This is a genomic window from Nonlabens sp., from assembly GCF_051251825.1.
Lineage (GTDB): Bacteria > Bacteroidota > Bacteroidia > Flavobacteriales > Flavobacteriaceae > Nonlabens.
Genome location: NZ_JBPOGG010000002.1, coordinates 559703 through 580450 on the forward strand (window position 1 = coordinate 559703; position 20748 = coordinate 580450).

16 protein-coding genes are annotated in these 20748 nt (G+C 37.4%); 11 read left to right on the forward strand and 5 right to left on the reverse strand.

The window, feature by feature from the left end; translation table 11 throughout:
- Positions 1–135: 135 nt before the first annotated feature.
- On the reverse strand, positions 136–801 hold the full coding sequence (rsmI, locus tag ACSHWW_RS04870) for a 16S rRNA (cytidine(1402)-2'-O)-methyltransferase (protein ID WP_435681291.1): 666 nt from the start codon (positions 799–801) through the stop codon (positions 136–138).
- Between the two features lie 185 nt (positions 802–986).
- On the opposite strand from rsmI, the gene ACSHWW_RS04875 reads away from it, so the two are divergent.
- Positions 987–4334 (forward strand): gliding motility-associated C-terminal domain-containing protein, encoded by a 3348-nt coding sequence (locus ACSHWW_RS04875; protein WP_435681292.1) that lies wholly within the window; start codon positions 987–989, stop codon positions 4332–4334.
- Between the two features lie 64 nt (positions 4335–4398).
- Here the strand turns inward: ACSHWW_RS04875 and ACSHWW_RS04880 are convergent, their stop codons facing one another.
- The 4 genes from ACSHWW_RS04880 to ACSHWW_RS04895 are packed head-to-tail and all read right to left on the reverse strand — an operon-like array spanning position 4399 to position 8525.
- Positions 4399–6162: a hypothetical protein gene (locus tag ACSHWW_RS04880; protein ID WP_435681293.1), complete on the reverse strand. Its 1764-nt coding sequence runs from the start codon at positions 6160–6162 to the stop codon at positions 4399–4401.
- A 12-nt stretch (positions 6163–6174) separates the two neighbouring features.
- Positions 6175–7326 carry an ABC transporter ATP-binding protein gene (locus ACSHWW_RS04885; RefSeq protein ID WP_435681294.1) on the reverse strand — a complete coding sequence of 384 codons (1152 nt, stop codon included), beginning with the start codon at positions 7324–7326 and terminating at the stop codon, positions 6175–6177.
- Positions 7327–7383: 57 nt separating this feature from the next.
- Complete coding sequence (locus tag ACSHWW_RS04890; protein ID WP_435681295.1) at positions 7384–7740, reverse strand: DoxX family protein; 357 nt, start codon at positions 7738–7740, stop codon at positions 7384–7386.
- Between the two features lie 5 nt (positions 7741–7745).
- Entirely contained in the window at positions 7746–8525 is a 780-nt protein-coding gene (locus ACSHWW_RS04895) for a hypothetical protein (protein ID WP_435681296.1), read from the reverse strand.
- A 90-nt stretch (positions 8526–8615) separates the two neighbouring features.
- Here ACSHWW_RS04895 and ACSHWW_RS04900 point away from each other — a divergent pair, with 90 nt between their 5' ends.
- The 10 genes from ACSHWW_RS04900 (at position 8616) to ACSHWW_RS04945 (ending at position 20710) form a co-directional block, all read left to right on the forward strand.
- Positions 8616–9254, forward strand: coding sequence for a thymidine kinase (locus ACSHWW_RS04900; RefSeq protein ID WP_435681297.1), 639 nt, complete (start codon positions 8616–8618; stop codon positions 9252–9254).
- On the forward strand, positions 9254–10357 hold the full coding sequence (gene alr, locus ACSHWW_RS04905) for an alanine racemase (protein WP_435681298.1): 1104 nt from the start codon (positions 9254–9256) through the stop codon (positions 10355–10357). Before ACSHWW_RS04900 ends, alr begins: the two co-directional genes overlap by 1 nt.
- A 131-nt stretch (positions 10358–10488) precedes the next feature.
- Complete coding sequence (mscL, locus tag ACSHWW_RS04910; RefSeq protein ID WP_435681299.1) at positions 10489–10902, forward strand: large conductance mechanosensitive channel protein MscL; 414 nt, start codon at positions 10489–10491, stop codon at positions 10900–10902.
- 135 nt (positions 10903–11037) lie between these two features.
- Positions 11038–12030 (forward strand): aspartate-semialdehyde dehydrogenase, encoded by a 993-nt coding sequence (locus ACSHWW_RS04915; protein WP_435681300.1) that lies wholly within the window; start codon positions 11038–11040, stop codon positions 12028–12030.
- Positions 12031–12147: 117 nt separating this feature from the next.
- Positions 12148–12726: a hypothetical protein gene (locus ACSHWW_RS04920; protein ID WP_435681301.1), complete on the forward strand. Its 579-nt coding sequence runs from the start codon at positions 12148–12150 to the stop codon at positions 12724–12726.
- 85 nt (positions 12727–12811) lie between these two features.
- On the forward strand, positions 12812–14116 hold the full coding sequence (locus ACSHWW_RS04925) for a T9SS type A sorting domain-containing protein (protein ID WP_435681302.1): 1305 nt from the start codon (positions 12812–12814) through the stop codon (positions 14114–14116).
- A gap of 3 nt (positions 14117–14119) precedes the next feature.
- Positions 14120–16282, forward strand: a complete 2163-nt coding sequence (locus tag ACSHWW_RS04930; RefSeq protein ID WP_435681303.1) for a prolyl oligopeptidase family serine peptidase — start codon at positions 14120–14122, stop codon at positions 16280–16282.
- A gap of 92 nt (positions 16283–16374) precedes the next feature.
- Positions 16375–17304, forward strand: coding sequence for an ABC transporter ATP-binding protein (locus ACSHWW_RS04935; protein WP_435681304.1), 930 nt, complete (start codon positions 16375–16377; stop codon positions 17302–17304).
- Positions 17305–17828: 524 nt separating this feature from the next.
- Positions 17829–19973, forward strand: a complete 2145-nt coding sequence (locus tag ACSHWW_RS04940; RefSeq protein WP_435681305.1) for a TonB-dependent receptor — start codon at positions 17829–17831, stop codon at positions 19971–19973.
- Between the two features lie 113 nt (positions 19974–20086).
- On the forward strand, positions 20087–20710 hold the full coding sequence (locus tag ACSHWW_RS04945; protein ID WP_435681306.1) for a hypothetical protein: 624 nt from the start codon (positions 20087–20089) through the stop codon (positions 20708–20710).
- The last annotated feature ends 38 nt before the right edge of the window (positions 20711–20748 follow it).

The window sequence follows — 20748 nt, forward strand, 5'->3', positions numbered from 1 at the left end:
AAAAGTTTATTTAGGTTAAAAAGAATTCAATGAATTAACATTGGAAAATAAGACTTTATTGAAATCTAAATGAAATGTTAAAGATTTTTTAGATTAAATACTTCTTTAAACGCCCAATAGATATGAGTTGATTTATTATTGTAATGATAAACTTACAACAAACTCACCTTTAGGTTTCTTAACCTCAAAAAAGGTGATCGCGTCTTCCACAGTTCCTCTATAATGTTCTTCAAACATTTTAGTGATTTCTCTTGAAATAGAAATTTGACAATCTGCTCCGTAATGATTCTTAAAATCCCCTAGTGTCTTTAATAGTTTATGCGGTGATTCATAGAAAACAATCGTTCTCTTTTCATCTTTGAGAAATTCTAGTCTTTTTTGACGACCTTTTTTTACAGGTAAAAAGCCTTCAAACACAAATTTATCACATGGTAAACCACTAACAACCAGCGCAGGAACAAATGCGGTTGCACCTGGCAGCGCAATAACCTCAAGTCCATTTTCTATCATCTTACGAGTGATGAGAAATCCTGGATCGCTTATTCCTGGAGATCCAGCGTCTGTTATTAACGCCATAGTTTCTCCTGCTTTAATGCGATTCACCACATGATCCACAATTTTATGTTCATTGTGCATATGATAGGATAACATCGGTGTTTTTATCTCATAATGCTGTAATAATTTACCGCTTGTTCTGGTATCTTCTGCTAGAATAAGGTCCACTTCATTTAGTATATTCACGGCACGATAAGTCATATCGGCTAGATTCCCTATAGGTGTAGGCACTAGATAAAGTTTCATAAATGATATTTAATTATTTAGAATACAATTGTTTATGAGTTTACGCTTTCGCGAAAGCGTGAAAATAAAACCCTTACTCATCCAGAGTATTTTTCAAGAGTAAAATTAAGCATAATGATTTATTAAAATGGTACGCAACCAATGGTAAGAAAAGTCATCTTATCTTTATAGCACTAAATAGTCTTATGAAGTTTTTAGTTTCTCTCCTCCTGTTTTTTATCTCCATAACTACCTGTTATGGCCAGACTACAGATCTTGCCATTACTGTAGAGGCACAGGATTTTGCAGGAAGCCCTATTTCACAAGCTCACTTTTATGAACGATACAGTTATTTAATTACTATAAGTAACACTGGTGCACCAGTTGTAAATGCTGATTTCAACCTATCGCTCAGTTCTGTCAATAACATAGAAAGTGCTGTCGCTCAAAATAATCTAGGTGGTGCAGTGTCACCATCAACCATTAACATCGTTTCAAATACAGTTTCGGGTATTTTACCTAACATGCCTAATTCTTCAAGTTTTGAAATTTTAGTAACGGTGCGTGCATCGCCTATTTTTCTAGGTGGAGCAACCGCTACAGCGGTAGTAAATCCTCCAGCTGGAACTACAGACACTAATCTTTCTACAAACTCCTCTGTGATTAGTATAATCATGACAGAGCGGCCTATAGATTTTCAAATTTCTCAAACGCAAATTATACCTGCTGGTAATGGAAGTCTTGCTAGTTGGGGTGATTCTGTAACTTATGAGATAACTATTACTAACAATTCTGGAATCGAGTACCCGTTACAGAATTTTTCAATCGCTGCTCGCAATGTAAATAGCGCAGGAAGCACGTTAGTGACTTTAGAAAATTTTAGTTGTATCAATAGTAACGGAATGAACTGCCCAACTCTTGTTGCTACTAACCCTATGATTGCAGAGAATCTTACGGGTCAGTTTGAATACTATAATCACAGTCAAGTAGTCGTTTTCCCAGCTGGTGCTTCTTTTACTTTAAGAGCAACTTATAAAGTAGAAGAAGGTGATTGTAGCCGCAGGAATCCTAACGTACCATTGATAATAGGGAACTCAGTGATCATTGACACTTATATAAATAACACAAATTTCCTAGAAAATAATTCTATAAGCACAACTGCATTACTCAACACGCCATGTCCATGTACTGATTTAACTTCTCAAGTTACTAAGGTAAGTCCTATTGCAGGGACATTAAATGCTTGGACAGATATCGTTACATATGATTTTACATTTACTAATAATGGACCGCTAGATATTATAGGTGGTGCTTACCTTATTAATACAAGTAATTTAAATACTGGAGTTGAAGTATTAACCGCAACCTGCACGGGAACAACAGGAACTCTCAACTGTTCTGATATAAATATTGTTATCGCTCCAGATTTTAGATGGCTCACAGATGACTTTGTATTTCCAGCAAACTCAAGTGCTACAGTAAGAACCACGGTTAGGTTTATACCGCCAGAATGCACAACAGGTGGAGTTGCTCCAGTTTGTAGTATGCGCGGTATTGTTTTTGAAAATGATCCAGCTCTTATAGATTGTGATTTAACAAACGATTTTAACGGCGCTGCAATAGTAGGTTTACCTGTAACTCCATGTGTAGATATTCCTAACGATCCTATTATAACATTAACTGAAATTCAAACCATACCAGCACCTGGCGCTGGACCTTATCCTTATGGTGATATTACTTATGAAATAGTGATGAGTAATCTAGATACTATTCCTCATCACGTGAAGTTTAGAGATCGACAATTTTCTACTGGAACAGGAATTTTACAATCTATAATTTGTACAGGAACGACCGGTGGAGCAACCTGCCCTACTGTTCTTAATGAAAATATAGGAGTTGTAAATGTCGCAGGAGACACCTTTTGGGAAATTCTAGATACAGATAATTTTATCATGCCTGCAAGCAGTTCTATAACTTATGAAAAAGTGGTGAACTGGAAACCAGAATGTTCTGTAATGGTCGTAAATGTTCAAGATGATCTAGGATTGCAAGCCTTAGATTCAAGTCTTGCTACTATAGCCAGTGCGAGTGCTAGCGTTGCAACACCTATGGTTCCATGTGTAGATCTTGTGGTTCAAACCTACCCATCAGTCACGTCAGCTCCTATAAATGCTCCACTGGAATGGGTCATCGATATTACAAATTCTAACATAAGTGTGGACGCTAGTAATATCACATTTACAGATTTAATGCATCCCGATTTTACGATTACTGGATCGCCTACTTGTACGCTCATTACTGGAAATGCTACCTGTATTTCATCATTTAATGTAACTGGAAATCAGACTGATGCAATTATTCCCTTTATGGAATCGGGCGCTACCATTCAGGTGCGCATTCCTATTACATCACCTACTTATGGTGGTAGTTTTGAAAACAGAGCTGAAGCTCAACCCGACTTTACACAGCAAGGAGAAAACACTCCTGACTCAAATATCTCTACATCGAGCCTTTTTGTACTTACCACTCAAACTGCCAAAAGCTTTGAACCATCCATAATCAATACCGGAGAAACTTCTATATTAACCTTTACACTTACAAATTCTGTAGGTCTTCCTGCACAAAGCAACATCAGTTTTACTGATAATCTACCACCAGAAATCACACTTACTGGAAATGCAACATGGGTGAATCAAAATGGTGCCAGCGGTGCTTTTATAGACACCATAGGCTCTAATACTATAGGAATTCAGAACTTGAGTTTTCCCGCAGGAACACAAGAAATAAGTTTCTCTGTAGAGGTGACCAGTAGTGTTCCTGGTTTTTACGTTAACGATTTCCAAAACTTTACAAATCTCAATAATATAGATGTTTCTACAGCTTTTGCAACTCTTGAAGTGCTGCCTATTCTTGATTTGAACATAATTAAAACTGTTAATGAATTCAATCCTGATGTGAATGGCAGCGTTACTTTTACGATTATCGTAGAAAATTTAGGAACTGCTATTGCTACAGACGTGGTTGTGGAAGAATTTTTGCCTAGTGGCTATAATTATATTTCACATACCGAGACTGCAGGAACATTTGATAATTCTAGCGGTTTATGGCTGCTAGGCGATATGAATCCAGGCGACAGTGCTTCTCTAGAAATCACGGTTAGCTTTAATCTTCCTGGTGATTTTATAAATATAGTGAACGTTTACAGCGGCAATGCGCTAGATGATGTCAACCTAGAAAACAACAGCTCACAAGCTTTTACAAGACCCGATTGCCTTAAAATCCCTGAAGGTTTTTCACCCAATAATGATGGTGTTAACGACACTTTTGAAATAGAATGTATCGAGTTATATCCTGACAGCGAGCTCAAAATTTTCAATCGTCATGGCTCGATCGTTTATGAAGCGACCGGTTATCATAACGACTGGAATGGAATTCCTAATCGCGGTATATTACACAACAGCAGTGAATTACTGCCAGTTGGCACTTATTTCTGGCATCTGGATCTCAAGGATGGCAGTCCTGCGAGAGTGAGTTGGGTTTATATTAATTATTAAAATCACGCTTTCGCGGAAGCGTGATCAAAACAACTCTTCACATTCTCAAAATTCTCTAGTTGAACTATCCTTCAGGTAGTGATTTCCATTCCAGCGCTTTTTTAGAAATCCACCAAATAGTAAAAAACGCAAACACCATAAAAACTAGACTCCAGTAAGCTCCTAAGCTGTCCAAGAGTATAAAACAGTTCTCTTTGCGTTCCATATAATCTGAGTAACGTATTCTACAAGCATCTTGCTGGTGTGAGGTAATGATTCCTAATATTAATAGTATATAAGGTAATAAACCTATCATGGTAAGATTCAAGAATATGGAGCTTACTAGTTTGCTCATTTGAGGCATCCATAGAATGGTTCCTAGCAATATCATAGTTCCTATGAACAGCGTGAGATACATCACAAAGTATTCATTGTTTGAGTAGCTGCCAGCACTCATATATGCAAATACTGCAATCACTGCGATGATAATTCCTAACAAACCTGCAGCAATAATTGTAAATAAGACAGACTTAATACTAGTCAACCTAAACGCAAAAATCAATAAAGCGATAAAGAAAGAAATCCATAAAATCACATGAATTCCCACCTCTAGATATTCACTTTCTTTAATGTCTTGAATATTACCAAAAGAGGTTTCCAAATTCTCAGTATTGATAAAGAAATCTGAATTTATATCTTCGGCATAGACTTGTAAAGGAGTGAGTTCATCATTCTCGTCATACAGTCTATCATAACGCAAGTCAGTATTTCTTGAATTAATAAGTGCTTTTACCTGAAAATTTCCAGGATGATACACCGCACGGAACCACTCATCTACGGTTATATTATTTTTAATTTTATATTCCTTGGTTAGCTTTAAAAATGCAGTTAGTAAAGCTTTTATTTCCTGTGGATCGTTTCTATTTAAAAGATCATGATTCTCTTGAACCAGCCTCGCTTGTAGATCAGATATTTGAGGTTTATCCTTGCCATAACCATAATCATTATAACCTTCAACATAAGTATTATAAGAATTGTAACTGCTCGCACCTCGCTGGTAATACACCTTAGAGAAATGATAATAACTAGGTTGAGCTGTTTCAATAATTCCTCTTACATCAACTACTTCATCTTTAAAATAATACCTTTTTAAATCTTTTCCTGCAGACTCATTATAAACACTCGCGTCATATATAGAATCTATATATTCTGAGTTGATATCTCGTGTGATTGTTTTAAGAGAATAATATTGATACAGATTATCAAAACTGGACTTTACATGTGGTTTGTTTTCATCTATAAAAAATTCTGCGGTTTCACAATACAGCTCTTGAAATTCCAGTGGATACTTTTTATTATTTAGATTGTATTCAAAGATATTATGAGAGAAGAATAAAGCGGCTCTATTTGCTGTTTCTATATCTTGTTCAAAACGTGCCTCATCATAGGTCTGATTGATATATGTTTTAAGTCCTGTTTGAAATGAAAAAACAAAACTTATCGATACAAATATGATAAGTAAATAAGCGCCAAATTGCTTTACCAGATCCCAAGCTCTCGTAGGATAAAAACTCTTGAATGCGTTATTCTTGAACATCATGATGAGCCAGTACACAATCATTAAAACTGACGTGATGATGGAGATAAATATTCCACCTTTGGTGAAGAAAACATCTTCGGCATTATATTCTTGAAGTGAAACTGGATTTGCCATGGATAAAAATCCATAGAAAAAGAAAAGTATGTGTAATGCTGCTGCAGCAGCTAGCATCCATAGAAGTTTTGTATTCCATATAATAGGAAAGCGCTCCAGTAAATATTGATTGGTTTTATGTATAAAATTATTCATGTGATGCTGTTATTATGAGATGAAGAAACGACGAGTGGATGTAGATATATTACGTAAATAAGTGACTGGAATTTTATGATTTCCCAGTGCGGTCATGACTTCATAGAATTCAACATTTGAATCAAAATAAGCCATAAAAACACCACCATTAAATATGAGTTTCTCCATGTTTACCGCGGCAAAGACATTCATCAATTCTTCTCGGGTTGCGGTAGTATCTATTTCTATGATAAGTTGACGTGACTCATCTATAAGGTCTTCACTATTATCTGTGTATTTACCATTTTTAAGAAAAATAACTTTGTCAGACACTTTTTCAACCTCATAAAGCTGTTGTGAGCTCAATATCAAAGCAATCGGATTATTTACAGAACTACATATAGATTTTAAATCCTCTAGAATTACTTGTTGTGCCAGCACATCCAGGTTTGCAAGTGGTTCATCTAGTAATAATAATTCTGGTTGCCTTAATAAGGTTCTAGCGAGTTCAAATCGCATTTTATATCCAGAAGAGAGTTCACTCCATTTTAAATGCTTGTATTTCCACAAACCTAATCGGGCAATCATCATAAGCACTCGAGTCTCATTTTCCTCTGGCGCAATTCCATAGCTAGATAGTACAAATTTTAAATTATCCTTTAAGCTTCCATACCAGGTTGCTGTGCGCTGCGGTATATAAATAAGTTGGGTGCGTAGTTTGTAATCATCCTTTATAGTATTATCAAAGAGATAATTAATAGTTCCTTGAGATGGATCCAGCTCTTTGGCAAGGATTCTAAGTAAGGTTGTTTTTCCGTTTCCATTTTCTCCTACAAGTCCATAAACGTTTCCTTTCTTAATAGATAAAGAAACTGGTCCTAGTTTGAAACCGTTATTATTATAGCTTTTGGTAATTTCAATAGCGTCTATAACAGCGTTTGCCGTGTTATTTTCTTCCACGACTTTTCCTTTCAATTGCTCTATAATAGACTGCGATTTTTCAACGAGTCCATCCACATCTTCGGGATGATTTTCTTTCCAGTCCGTCAGTGCAATCACTTGATTATAAATACTCATGTCTTGAGTATCCATGGCGCAATCCATTAATTTACGATAGCCTAGTACGACATCTTTACTGTTAAAAAAGCCTTGGACTTCTTGTATTCTTGATTGAAATAATGTCATATATAAGATGTGATTATGAGAGTTAATGTGTTGAGCACGCTTAAGTGTAAACGTATTCTAAACCTTCCATTTCCTTACTTTATTGCCTGTAAAGTAAGAAATGAATAAAAGTACTATTCCTGCTATGGTAAAAATATATCCACCATCCATGGCGTCTAAATGTGCGCCCAAAGCTAGAATCATATCAAAGAAAAAGCCTGCATAAGCCCATTCTGTTAACCAGCGATTGCCACGCCATAAAATCATCGCAACTCCAGCAATTTTTAGAAAAGCTAACGGATAAATAATCCATGTAGGAAACCCAAAGGTTTCAAAAAAACCGGTGACCGTTTCATATTGCATTAAGTACATACTTGCTGACCATAGCATTAATGCACAAAGTAAACCGGTGGCAACCCAATAAAGATATTTCATATTATTTATTCAAATCGAGACTCAATGATTTGCATGAATCGCTCTTCATAAGCTTCTTTTCCTTCCCAGTCATTATAGTCTGGTTTTACCATGGTGAAGATAAAGTTCTGAGCCGTAATCTTAGTTTCCATCGTATTTAATTGTGATAACACGCGGTTGTAATCCTGATCGCTTCCATTAAATAAATGCTTGATAAAACCTAGTCGATCATTCATTCCTATTTTCAATCCTGATTTCATGCGGTCGTTAAGAGACTTAGGTTTTTCAGATTGATCATTCACTTTGCGTTCAAACTCTGGAAGATTTTCATAACCAGCTGTGAGTTCTTCCATGTCGTTTTTCTCATAGGTAGGTTTAGGAAAGTCTATTTCTATTTCTTCCTCTGGAAATTCATCTACCATTTTATGTATTGTAGAGATTCCAGGTAATTCTATTTCTTCTCTCATGTCCTCGTCTGCAGGGACAAAAAGTTCACTCAGATCTGGATTGTTAAAAGTTTCTTCGGCAGTAGATTTTGCTTCTTCCATAGCCTGTTCTACTTCTTGAGTCATGCTTTCTACATCTTCTTGTGCTGCGGTAAAGGCTTCTTCTATTTTCTCTTGAACCTCAGCAGTTCCTGCGGTAGGTTGTACATCGCCAAAATGCTTCTCAGTAAAAGAAAGAATAGTCAGCTTTTCATAGAGTTCCTTTGCTGCTGACTGTAACTCGTGGATATCTTCCTTATTCTTCATTTGTAGAATACGGTGTGCTAGGCTGGTAAGATCTGCTACTATTTTCTTTTTCATAATGCTTTAATATGCCGCTGGTTTTATTGTATTTTTGAGTCTGATTTTGCGAGAAACGCAGACTCCATTTTAAACGCTGTAAATTACAAAATGTTTCTAGAAAACACGGTAAATCATAAAGAGCAATTCGGCTGGATCGAAGTGATTTGCGGTTCTATGTTCTCAGGAAAGACTGAAGAATTGATAAGACGTTTAAAAAGAGCCCAGTTTGCACAGCAAAAAGTAGAGATTTTTAAACCTGCTATAGATGTGCGATATGATGAGGAAAAGGTCGTTTCTCACGATTCAAATGAAATCCAGAGCACACCAGTTCCTGCCGCCGCAAATATTCCACTGCTCGCAGCAGATTGTCAAGTCGTAGGAATAGATGAGGCGCAATTCTTTGATGATGAGATTGTTACCGTGTGTAATGATCTTGCTAATCGCGGTATAAGAGTCATCGTCGCTGGACTAGATATGGATTTTAAAGGAAATCCATTTGGTCCCATGCCGGCACTTATGGCAACCGCAGAGTATGTGACTAAAGTCCATGCCGTGTGCACCAGAACTGGTAACCTAGCCCAATTCAGTTACCGTAAAACCAGTAATGAAAACGTGGTGATGCTAGGTGAACAACAAGAATATGAACCACTCAGTCGTGGTGCTTACTATAAAGCGATGCTGGAACAGAAAGTTAACAAACTAGACGTTAAAGAAGCTGAACAACTTTCCCAAAAAAAGGAATCTTAATGCCATTACAAGGAACTAGACTTGAAGTAAACCTTGACGCGCTTGAACACAACTTTCATTACTTGAAAAGCAAGCTCCAGCCAGCGGTAAAATTTATGGCGGTCGTTAAAGCAAATGCTTATGGCCATGGCGCTGTTCCTATCGCTCAAAAATTACAAGAATTAAACGTAGATTACTTTGCCGTTGCTTACACTGCCGAGGCTGTTGAACTTAGAGATAACGGAATCATTAAACCTATTCTAGTTCTTCATCCACAGCAATTCATGCTTGAAAATTGCATAGAGCGATGTCTAGAACCAGTGATTTATAGTATGGAAATGCTGGATGCTTTTATCGCTTTCGCGAAAGCGAAACAACAACAATCCTATCCCATCCACATAGAATTCAATACTGGAATGAACCGTTTAGGGATCGATATAGAAGACCTAGATCAAGTCATTTCAAAACTAAATGCTAATCCTTGCATAAAAATGCGTGGATTGCAATCGCATCTCGCTGCCAGTGAAGATCTTAAAGAAAGAGCTTTTACAGAATCGCAAATTGCCACTTTTGAGAAACTTATCGAGCAGTTTGAGGCAGCACTATCATATCCTTTTTTAACGCATGAATCCAACACTAGCGGAATTCTAAACTTTAAAAAGGCTCATTTTACAATGGCAAGATCTGGGATAGGTCTTTATGGTTATGGAAACGACTCTAGATTTGATAAAGAATTAAAACCTATAGGAAGTTTAAAATCTGTGATTTCACAAACGCGCTGGATTGAGGCTGGAGAAACCGTGAGTTACAACTTTCAATTTACCGCTTCACAAAAAACTAAATATGCCGTCATAGCACTAGGTCATGGTGATGGAATCAACCGCATTTATGGAAAAGGTAAAGCAAGTGTACTTATCAATGGAAAACTCGCTCCTACCTTAGGTGTAATATGTATGGATATGTTTATGGTAGATGTCACTCATATAGAATGTCAACCAGGAGATGAGGTTGTTATCTTTAATCAAGAACACACCGCAAGTGAAATGGCCGAAAGAGCTGGAACGATTTCCTACGAGATTCTTACAGGAATTCAAAAAAGAGTACCTCGCGTTTATATAGATTAAGGCTTTCATCGTAGATATAAATCCGCTTATCGTTGTTTTATTGCCTTATGTTAAATTTGTTTAGATTTTTTTAACATAATTGGGCGACTATTTATAACTTGCGACCTAATTAACCATAACACATAAATACCATGTTAAAAGAATTTAAGAATTTCATCATGACGGGTAACGTCATCGATCTTGCCATCGCTGTTATACTTGCAGGTGCTGTAGGTCTAGTAGTAAATGGATTTGTAAAATTAATAATGATGCCTATCATAGGACATTTCGCTGGTGGAATGAGCTTTGAAGACATGAAAGTAGTGCTTAGTGAAGCTCAAATGGCTGCTGACGGAACTGTTGCAGTTCCTGAAAATGCAATCATGTATGGTGCATGGGTAAACACAATCATTAACTTAATCATTGTAGGTTTTGTTCTTTTCATGATTGTTAAAGCTTATAATAAAGCTAGAAAGCCTGAGCCAGTTGTAGAAGCTGCTCCAGCAGGACCTACTCAAGAAGAACTTCTTGCTGAGATCCGTGACGCCATCAAATTGCAAAAATAATTAAGCTATTTATCTTAACTAGCTTTTTAAAGCCGTTCTATTTATTTAGAGCGGCTTTTTTATTTGCGGCTTTTTGAAAAATTTAGGAGACTTCTCAAATTAAGAATATACTTTTACGTGTTTAAAACCAAATCTATGAAAATAGCAGTAGTAGGCGTTACCGGTATGGTAGGCCAGGTCATGTTGCAAGTTCTAGCAGAACGCAACCTTAATGTTTCCACTCTTATTCCTGTTGCCTCAGAGAAATCTGTAGGAACTGAAATCACTTTCAAGGGTAAACAGTTTAAGGTAGTAAGCATGAAACAAGCTATTGAAATGCGCCCTGATATTGCTCTATTTTCGGCAGGTGGTTCTGTGAGTTTAGAATTCGCTCCACAATTTGCTGCCGTAGGAACTACTGTTATTGATAATTCCAGTGCATTCCGTATGGATGCAGATAAGAAACTGGTCGTTCCAGAAATTAATGCGAGTTCTTTATCTCGTGAAGATAAAATCATCGCAAATCCTAATTGCTCCACTATTCAAATGGTTCTGGCTCTTGCTCCATTGCATAAAAAATACGGTATTAAAAGATTGATTGTTTCTACCTATCAGTCCATAACTGGAACTGGTGTAAAAGCCGTAGAACAATTAGAAAATGAATATAATGGTGTAAAAGGCGAAATGGCATATCCGTACCAAATACACAAAAACGCCATTCCGCATTGTGATGTTTTTGAAGAAAACGGATACACTAAAGAGGAACTCAAACTTATAAGAGAAACTCAAAAAATCCTCGACGACCGCACGATTGCCGTTACCGCAACAGCAGTACGCATTCCCGTAGTAGGTGGTCACTCAGAATCTGTAAACCTTGAGTTTGCAAATGAATTTGACGTCAATGATATCCGTAGGATACTGGCAAGTACTGATGGAATTACCGTTCAAGATAACGTAGATGTCAACCTCTACCCTATGCCGCTTATGGCTCATGGAAAAGATGATGTTTTTGTAGGTCGTATAAGAAGAGATCACTCTCGTGAAAACGCTTTAAACATGTGGATTGTGTCAGACAACTTACGTAAAGGTGCGGCTACAAATGCGGTGCAAATTGCAGAGTATTTGATAGCGCATGATTTAGTTGGGTAATTTTTACTTCACGCATTAGGTAAGTTTAATCTCATGAACTAACCGCTTTTAACTAACTTTACGTTTATTAAAAGCGGTTTTTCATTATTTCAAAATGAAAAATTAAGTTATGTCATAATGAATAAAACAATCTTAATTTTCTTATTTATTTCTCAATTCTCATTTTGTCAAGTTATGAGCATAGAGGAATATAGTAATTATGTCATAGCCAGTATTGATATACCTGAGAATATTACAGCAACTAAAGATGTAAATGGTGTATTTCATCCATATCTTGGTGAGTGGCAATCACAAGTGAATGGTAATTCCATTAAGCTTGTAATCTCTGAAAACACCTATAGTTATCCAGACGGATTACTTATTGATCAAATTGTCACAAGGTTTGAAATCAAAGATGCTAATGGAAATATTATTAAATCTACTTTGGCTCTAGCAGATGATTCTGTTCACCTTATTACATTTGATTTTATAGATCATACAGGCGTATTACAAAACATTTTTATAGAGGAAAGTAATTGCGGTATTGTAGAGCAGATTTATTATAAACTTAACCGGACTCCTGGCTCAATAAGCCATACATCGATGACTTTTCATGCAAGAAAAAATGAAAATTTTGATAATGGTGATAATTGTCCAAATGGTAATACTCCATCTACCTTTCCTTTAAATCAAGACATAGTATTTACTAAGATTTAAATTCTGTAGCTAAAACTATAATTTTAGTACAATTACTAACTAACCGCTTTTAACTAACTTTACGTTTATTAAAAGCGGTTTTCTTATGGTTTTACGTTTACTTACTTTATTTCTTTTCATAACGGCGAGCACTCAAGCACAGTTCTGGACTGAGAATGCCTCAGGTTTTCCTCTCACTACCACTGGACTTTCTAAAATTCATATCGTAGATGATAACGTAGCCTGGGCAACTGGTTATGATGGAACAAATCCTAATGTAAACGTACAGCGATTTACAACCACGAGCGATGCTGGTGCCACATGGACCGCTGGAACTATAGATGTAGGAAACACAACACTGGGAATTTCAAATATCTCTGGAGTAAACGCCTCAACGGCTTATGTAGCCGTACATCCTACTGCTGCTGGACAGCAAGGTGGCGTGTGGCAAACCACAGATACTGGAGCCACATGGACACGTCAAACTGGAGCAGCTTTTAATAGTACCAGCAGTTTTGCAAACGTGATTCACTTTTTTAACGCCACTGATGGTGTTGCCATAGGTGATCCTGCAGGAGGATTTTGGGAAATTTATGTCACCACAAACGGTGGAACGAGTTATACAAGAATGCCCAGCGCAAACATTCCTGCACCTGCCACAAACGAAGTAGGCTATCTAGCGCAGTACACACATTTAAACGATAACATCTGGTTCACGACCAGCACAGGAAGAGTATATCACAGCGCAGATAAAGGCGTGAATTGGTCTGTTTTTCAGTCGCCGTTGAGTGATTTTGGAGGAACTAATTTGAGTGGTGATATTTCCTTCAGTACTCCTAGTAAAGGTTTGATTCAAGATAATTCGGGTAATTTATTTATTACTCAAGACGCAGGAACTACTTGGAATGTCGTGAACGTTTCAGGAACAGGATTTCCTTATGGTGGTGCAATCGCATACGTTCCAGGTTCAAATCGCGTTGTGAGCACTGGTGGAAATACGGCATTTGCAGGAACTTCTTATTCTACAGATAATGGAACTACATGGACTAATGTGAGTACAGACCAGCACATTGATGTTGCTTTTCTCGATAAAGATACTGGCTATAGCGGTGGTTTTAGCACCTTAAGTACTCAAGATGGTGTATATGTTTATAGTGATAATGTGCTGTCCACTTTTGATGATCTTGCTACACAAGGTTTTTCCATCTATCCCAATCCTACTACAGATTTTATCAAATTATTAAGTATAAATGCCATAGAAAAAGTAGAGATTTATGACCTAAACGTTAGATTATTAATGAGTCCTGAAAATACAGATCAAATTAATATCTCTCATTTAGCTACTGGAGCTTATCTCCTTAAGGTAAGTTCAAACGGTACTACAAGTACACAACAACTATTAAAAAACTAAACCATGAAAAAAATCATATTTGCAGCCACAGCTCTAGTAGCACTGGCGTCCTGCAATGAAAAAAAAGAAGCATCCACACAAATGGCAGTTACCTATCCTACTACACAAGCCACTGATCACGTTGATAATTATCACGGGACAGATGTTCCAGATCCGTACCGTTGGTTAGAAGATGACCGCAGTGAAGAAACTGGTGCATGGGTAAAATCTCAAAATGAAGTTACTAACGGTTACTTGGATCAAATACGCTTCCGCGAAAGCGTGAAAAACCGTCTCACAGAATTATGGAACTATGAGAAAATAGGAGCACCATTCATAGAAGGTGATTACTCTTATTTCTACAAAAATGACGGATTGCAAAATCAATATGTCATCTATCGTTTTCCTAAAGATGGTGACATGAAAGATGCTGAAGTTTTTCTAGATCCTAACTCCTTTTCTAAAGATGGAACAACCTCACTAGGTGGAACTTCTTTTACTAAAGATGGATCGCTATTTGCTTATGCCATTTCTGAAGGTGGAAGCGACTGGAGAAAAGTAATCGTGCTCAATACTAAAGACTTAACTCAAGTAGGAGACACGATTCAAGATGTGAAATTCTCTGGAATGTCATGGAGAGGAAATGATGGATTCTACTATTCCAGCTATGATAAGCCTGATGGTAGTGAACTTAGTGCCATGACAGATCAGCACAAATTGTATTACCACAAACTAGGAACACCACAGAGCGCAGATCAAGTGATTTTCGGTGGTACACCAGAGCAAAAATACCGTTACGTAGGTGGTGGCGTTACTGATGATCAAAACTATTTAGTCATCTCTGCAAGCACATCTACAAACGGTGGCAAGATGTTTATGAAAGAATTGAATAAGCCTAATGCTCCTCTAGTCACTGTGCTAGATAATTTTGATACTAACTCATACCTTTTACACAACGAAGGTTCTAAATTATGGTTAGTAACAGACTATAACGCGCCTAACAAACGCATCGTCACGACTGATTTTTCTAAACCTACACAAGATACTTGGGTAGATGTGATTCCTGAAACTGAAAATGTACTTTCTCCATCTACAGGTGGTGGATATATTTTTGCTGAGTATTTGGTAGATGCCGTTTCTAAAGTGCAACAGTACAACTATGATGGAACACTTGTGCGCGATGTGGAATTACCAGGAATAGGAAATGTAGGCGGTTTTGGAGCAAAAGAAGAAGATAAAACATTGTACTACAGCTTTACAAATTACACGACTCCAGGAAGCACTTATTTATATGACATTGAAAAAGGAACTTCAGAATTATACCGCAAGGCCGAAGTAAAATTCAATAGCGATGATTATGAGTCCAAGCAAGTATTTTATACTTCTAAAGACGGTACAAAAATCCCGATGATCATTTCGCATAAAAAAGGATTACCACTTGATGGTAAAAACCCAACAATCCTTTACGGTTATGGAGGATTTAATATCTCATTAAATCCTGGTTTTTCTGTTTCAAGAGCCGCGTGGATGGAAATGGGTGGTATTTATGCCGTAGCAAACCTACGTGGTGGTGGAGAATACGGTAAAAAATGGCACGATGCAGGAACTAAAATGCAAAAACAAAATGTATTTGACGACTTTATCGCAGCCGGAGAATGGTTAAAAGAAAATAACTATACCTCAACTAAATATCTCGCTATTCAAGGTGGATCAAACGGTGGACTTCTGGTAGGAGCAACTATGACTCAACGTCCAGACCTTGCAGGAGTAGCGTTCCCTGCAGTAGGAGTTCTCGATATGTTACGTTATAATAAGTTTACCGCTGGAGCAGGATGGGCTTATGACTATGGAACGGCTGAGGACAGTCCAGAAATGTTTGAATACTTAAAAGGATATTCTCCGTTACACAACATTAAAGAAGGCGTTTCTTATCCAGCAACTATGGTAACCACTGGTGATCATGACGATCGTGTGGTACCAGCACACTCATTTAAATTTGCGGCAGAGTTACAATCTAAACAAGCTGGAGATGCTCCTACTCTTATACGCATAGAGACTGATGCTGGTCATGGCGCTGGAAAATCTACCGCTCAAGTGATTCAAGAACAAACAGATATTTACAGCTTTGCACTCTACAACATGGGATTTGAAGAACTTCCTGCGGTTGATGAGCGTGTGAAGATGTAATTGATGTTATATTTCGTCTACGCGAAAAGATAATTCTAAAAACCCATGTGAATCGCATGGGTTTTTTAGTTTCTAGCAAATACCTTTGTGCCATGCTTCAATTAAAAGACATTCAATTTTCTTATGCTCAAGGAAAAGCCTTGTATGATATCAATGTAAAGCTTGATCAAGGAACTCACGTTGCCCTTATAGGAGAAAGTGGTTGTGGAAAAAGCACGTTGTTGAACTTGATTTATGGATTATTACAAGAAGAAAATGGTCGTATTTCTTTTAATGGAGAAACACTAGAAGGCGCAGATTCACATCTCGTTCCTGGTCATCCTATGATGAAATATGTACCACAGGAATTTGACTTAATGCCATTCACCACCGTTTTTGAAAATGTAGGTGAGCATCTTTCTATCCAACTCGACAATCGTGGAAATCGTATTCTTGAACTGCTCGAGATAGTAGATATGAGCGACTTTAAAGACCGTAAGGTGAAAACACTTAGTGGCGGACAAAAACAGCGTGTAGCGATTGCTAAAGCACTTGCTCAACAACCTCAAGTTCTATTACTCGACGAACCATTTTCTAATATTGATAATTTTAGAAAAAACGATTTAAGACGTAGTCTATTCTCTTATCTCAAAAAAGAAAACATCACATGCCTCATCGCCACACACGATAAAGATGATATGCTCGCTTTTACCCATGAAACTATCATCATGCGTGATGGGCACATCATAGACCACAGAAAAACGATTGATTGTTATAACAACCCATTGAATATATATGGAGCTTCGTTATTTAATGAAGTAAATGTAATTCTGCCTAGCTGGTTTGAAAATGAAAAGGAGCTTATGTGCTATCCAGAACAACTACATCTCAGTAATAAAGGGATAGAAGCCGTTGTTTTAAATTCTTATTTTAAAGGTTCTTACTATTTGATAGAATGCATGTTTCAAGAAAAGACACTGTTCTTCAATGCTGCAAATACTTATGAGGCTGGGGAAAAAGTGATGCTTGATTTGGTGAAGTAAAGAGTAGACAATAGGCAGGTTCGTTTTTTGCGCTTCGCTTTAAAACGGTAGTAGGCAGTGAGTTTAGTTTGTTAACTGTGCGTATTTATTAAAATATAATTGAACCTGTCATTACGGTCTCGGCTGAGCCGAGAGAAGTAATCTACTGGTTATGGAACGCTGTGGATTGTTGATTTGCAAAGTGTCAAACCCTTTTGGTGGCTCCATCGACTTTGCCGATGTCGTCGCCCACCTGTTTTCCCTTTTCAAAGGGAAATGCTTTTTACAGTATCGAACTGAAAACGATGAGTTTATTACTTAAGCTGTCATTAGGAAAGGAGCGATAACGAAGTAGTCTGCTCGTTATGAAATAATGATTTTTTTGCTATTATAAACAGACTGCCTACTGACTCCCGATTTTAATCGGGATAACCTGACTACTGCTTACTCAAAAAACAACTCATCTCAAAAATTCTACAACTCAGTAAACGAGAATAGTTCTCAACTCATAATCGCCGCATGTTTGTATCATCAAACCAAGTATTATGAAAACTCTACTGACTACTCTAGCTCTAATTATTGTACTTATTTCTCAAGGTCAAACCACCATAAGTGGTCAAGTCCTTGATGAGAAAAACGTTCCAGTATTAGGCGCCAATGTTTATTTACAAGGAACTTATGATGGTGCTACCACAGACATCGATGGGAAATTTACTTTTGAAACGAGTGAGACTTCCTATGTGACATTGGTAGCGAGCTTTGTAGGATATGAGGATTTCCAGCAACAAGCTCTTGTAGAAAATATGAAGGATTTGAAAATACGCTTTCGCGAAAGCGTGAACAGTCTCAACTCTGTCATTCTTAACGCAGGAACATTGAACGCAGGCGATAGTTCTAAGGCAAGTGCACTGAAACCGCTCGATATTGTCACAACCGCTGGCGCCGTAGGAGATGTGTTAGGTGCGTTGCAAACCCTACCAGGAACTAGTGCAAATCCTGATGATGGTCGTCTTTTTGTACGTGGTGGAAGCGGCGATGAGACTCAGATTTTTATAGATAACAATCGTGTATTCCGTCCGTTTCTAGCAGTTACTGGTAACATACCTACACGTGGTAGATTTTCACCGTTCCTTTTTGACGGAATATCATTTTCTACCGGTGGTTACAGCGCAGAATATGGAGACGCACTATCTAGTGTTCTACTCCTCAACACTACTGACGTAGCCGTAGAGGAAAAAACAGATTTGCAAGTCATGAGCGTAGGTGGCGGCGTGGGAAACACACAAATTTGGGGTAAGAATAGTGTGAGTGTAAATGCAACGTATTTTAATCTTGGTCCTTATAATGATTTGATACCGCAGAATAATCAGTTTGAAGATCCTTATGAATTACTTAGTGGTGAAGCTGTTTATAGACATCAATTTGAAAAAGGATTGTTTAAAGCTTACAGTGCTTATTCTCATAGTAACTTCAGCATTATTCAAGAAGATATTAATGTAGAAGACGGTTTTTTCTTTGGACTTAAAAATGGAAACTACTACGGCAACTTGAACTATGATGGTCGTTTAGAAAACGATTGGAGCATAGAAACAGGATTGAGTCTTGCGCATGATCGCAACGATTTAAGAATCGCTGCAACTGATATAGATACACGTGAAAATGCCATGCATGCTAAGCTAAAACTGCGCAAGCGCTACAGCAACTATTTTAAAATCAATTATGGCGTAGAGCAATTCCTGGTCGATTATAAAGAAACCATTTTCACAGAAGACGATACCTTTAATACATCTATAAGTCCATCAAATACTGGAGCGTTTACTGAAGCTGAGGTATTTGTTTCTAAAGATCTCGCTTTTAAAGCTGGCCTGCGTGCCGATTATTATGGACTAAGTGAAGAGTTTCTAGTTTCTCCTAGATTAAGTGCTGCGATTAGTGTTTCAAAGAATTGGCAAGCATCAATAGCTTATGGACAGTTCTACCAGCAAGCACAAAATAATGTACTTCAATATGAAGAACACCTCGCTCCAGAAAGTGCAGAACACTACATTCTTAATTTCCTATTCCAAAAAAACGGCCGCATGCTACGTGCAGAGACGTACTATAAAAACTATTCTAGCTTACTCACTTATGATACAGAGCGACCGCAGTTTGATAGCAATTATGCCATTAATGGTGATGGTTATGCGACTGGACTTGATCTTTTTTGGAGAGATGAAACAAGTGTGAAAAATCTAGACTATTGGGTGAGCTATTCTTACCTAGATACAGAACGCAAGTCCCGCAATTTTGAAGAAAGAGCAACTCCTAATTTTGCGAGTGCGCACAACTTCAGTATTGTAGGTAAATATTGGGTTGAAGACTGGAAATCACAAATAGGTGCCACATTCAATTATACCAGCGGTAGAACCTTTACTAATCCTAATCAACCAGGCTTTTTAAATGATAAAACGGGTTCTTTTCAGAGCTTGAACTTCAACTGGGCGTACCTCATAGACCAGCAAAAGATCGTATTTCTATCAGTGACAAATGTTTTGGGCAGAGATAATATTTTCAATTATCAATACAGCAATACAGCAAACGCTATGGGCAATTTTGACCGCAGAGCGATAGGTCAGGCTGCAGATCGATTCATATTCGTGGGCTTTTTCTGGACACTAGGAAGCACTGATAACCAGCTGGATAATTTATAAATCATCACTTTCAACAACTCAGTATTGAAAAGTGACAGTTGGGTAGATTCCGCTTTCGCGAAAGCATCATTCTCAACATCTTTACACTATCAATAACAATTAAAACCACAATTATGAAAACTATATCTACCATTATCATCTTACTAATAAGTCTATCCATAACAGCACAATCGGGTTATGAAAAAGCTATGCTTAAAGGAATGGAACTTATGAAAACAGATTTGCTTGCTGCCTCACAACAATTTGAAAGAGTCGCTGCAGCCGAAAATGACAAATGGGAACCAGCCTACTACGTCGCGTTTTGTAACATCAACAGTTCATGGGGACAACATCCTAAAGATAAAACGGTCCTTTACATGAAAAAAGCACAAGATTATATCAATGACGCACAAGCCATTTCTCCTAATAATCCAGAAATCATGATTCTGCAAGGTCGATTAAATACGACATGGATAACCTATGACTCGAGTACTTATGGAATGAAACTGTCTGCTGCGACTACAGCACTCTACGAAAAAGCTCAAAAAATAGCACCAGAAAATCCACGAGTAATCTTCTCAAGAGCAGAATGGTTAATGGGAAGTGCACGATTCTTTGGAAAAGACATCACTCCTTATTGTGGTCTTATTGATGAAGCAATTATCCTTTTTGAGAAAGAAGAAACAACAGGTTTTGCTCCTTCATGGGGACATAAAAATGCGATTGAAGTACAAACTAATATGTGTAACAAGAAATAGATAATTGAATTAGCCTTCAAAAAAAAGCCCTTATCGTA

Excerpts from the sequence above, each read along its gene's own strand:
- rsmI (WP_435681291.1), bottom strand. The coding sequence starts at position 801 with ATGAAACTTTATCTAGTGCCTACACCTATAGGGAATCTAGCCGATATG.
- ACSHWW_RS04875 (WP_435681292.1), top strand. The coding sequence starts at position 987 with ATGAAGTTTTTAGTTTCTCTCCTCCTGTTTTTTATCTCCATAACTACC.
- ACSHWW_RS04880 (WP_435681293.1), bottom strand. The coding sequence starts at position 6,162 with ATGAATAATTTTATACATAAAACCAATCAATATTTACTGGAGCGCTTT.
- ACSHWW_RS04885 (WP_435681294.1), bottom strand. The coding sequence starts at position 7,326 with ATGACATTATTTCAATCAAGAATACAAGAAGTCCAAGGCTTTTTTAAC.
- ACSHWW_RS04890 (WP_435681295.1), bottom strand. The coding sequence starts at position 7,740 with ATGAAATATCTTTATTGGGTTGCCACCGGTTTACTTTGTGCATTAATG.
- ACSHWW_RS04895 (WP_435681296.1), bottom strand. The coding sequence starts at position 8,525 with ATGAAAAAGAAAATAGTAGCAGATCTTACCAGCCTAGCACACCGTATT.
- ACSHWW_RS04900 (WP_435681297.1), top strand. The coding sequence starts at position 8,616 with ATGTTTCTAGAAAACACGGTAAATCATAAAGAGCAATTCGGCTGGATC.
- alr (WP_435681298.1), top strand. The coding sequence starts at position 9,254 with ATGCCATTACAAGGAACTAGACTTGAAGTAAACCTTGACGCGCTTGAA.
- mscL (WP_435681299.1), top strand. The coding sequence starts at position 10,489 with ATGTTAAAAGAATTTAAGAATTTCATCATGACGGGTAACGTCATCGAT.
- ACSHWW_RS04915 (WP_435681300.1), top strand. The coding sequence starts at position 11,038 with ATGAAAATAGCAGTAGTAGGCGTTACCGGTATGGTAGGCCAGGTCATG.
- ACSHWW_RS04920 (WP_435681301.1), top strand. The coding sequence starts at position 12,148 with ATGAATAAAACAATCTTAATTTTCTTATTTATTTCTCAATTCTCATTT.
- ACSHWW_RS04925 (WP_435681302.1), top strand. The coding sequence starts at position 12,812 with ATGGTTTTACGTTTACTTACTTTATTTCTTTTCATAACGGCGAGCACT.
- ACSHWW_RS04930 (WP_435681303.1), top strand. The coding sequence starts at position 14,120 with ATGAAAAAAATCATATTTGCAGCCACAGCTCTAGTAGCACTGGCGTCC.
- ACSHWW_RS04935 (WP_435681304.1), top strand. The coding sequence starts at position 16,375 with ATGCTTCAATTAAAAGACATTCAATTTTCTTATGCTCAAGGAAAAGCC.
- ACSHWW_RS04940 (WP_435681305.1), top strand. The coding sequence starts at position 17,829 with ATGAAAACTCTACTGACTACTCTAGCTCTAATTATTGTACTTATTTCT.
- ACSHWW_RS04945 (WP_435681306.1), top strand. The coding sequence starts at position 20,087 with ATGAAAACTATATCTACCATTATCATCTTACTAATAAGTCTATCCATA.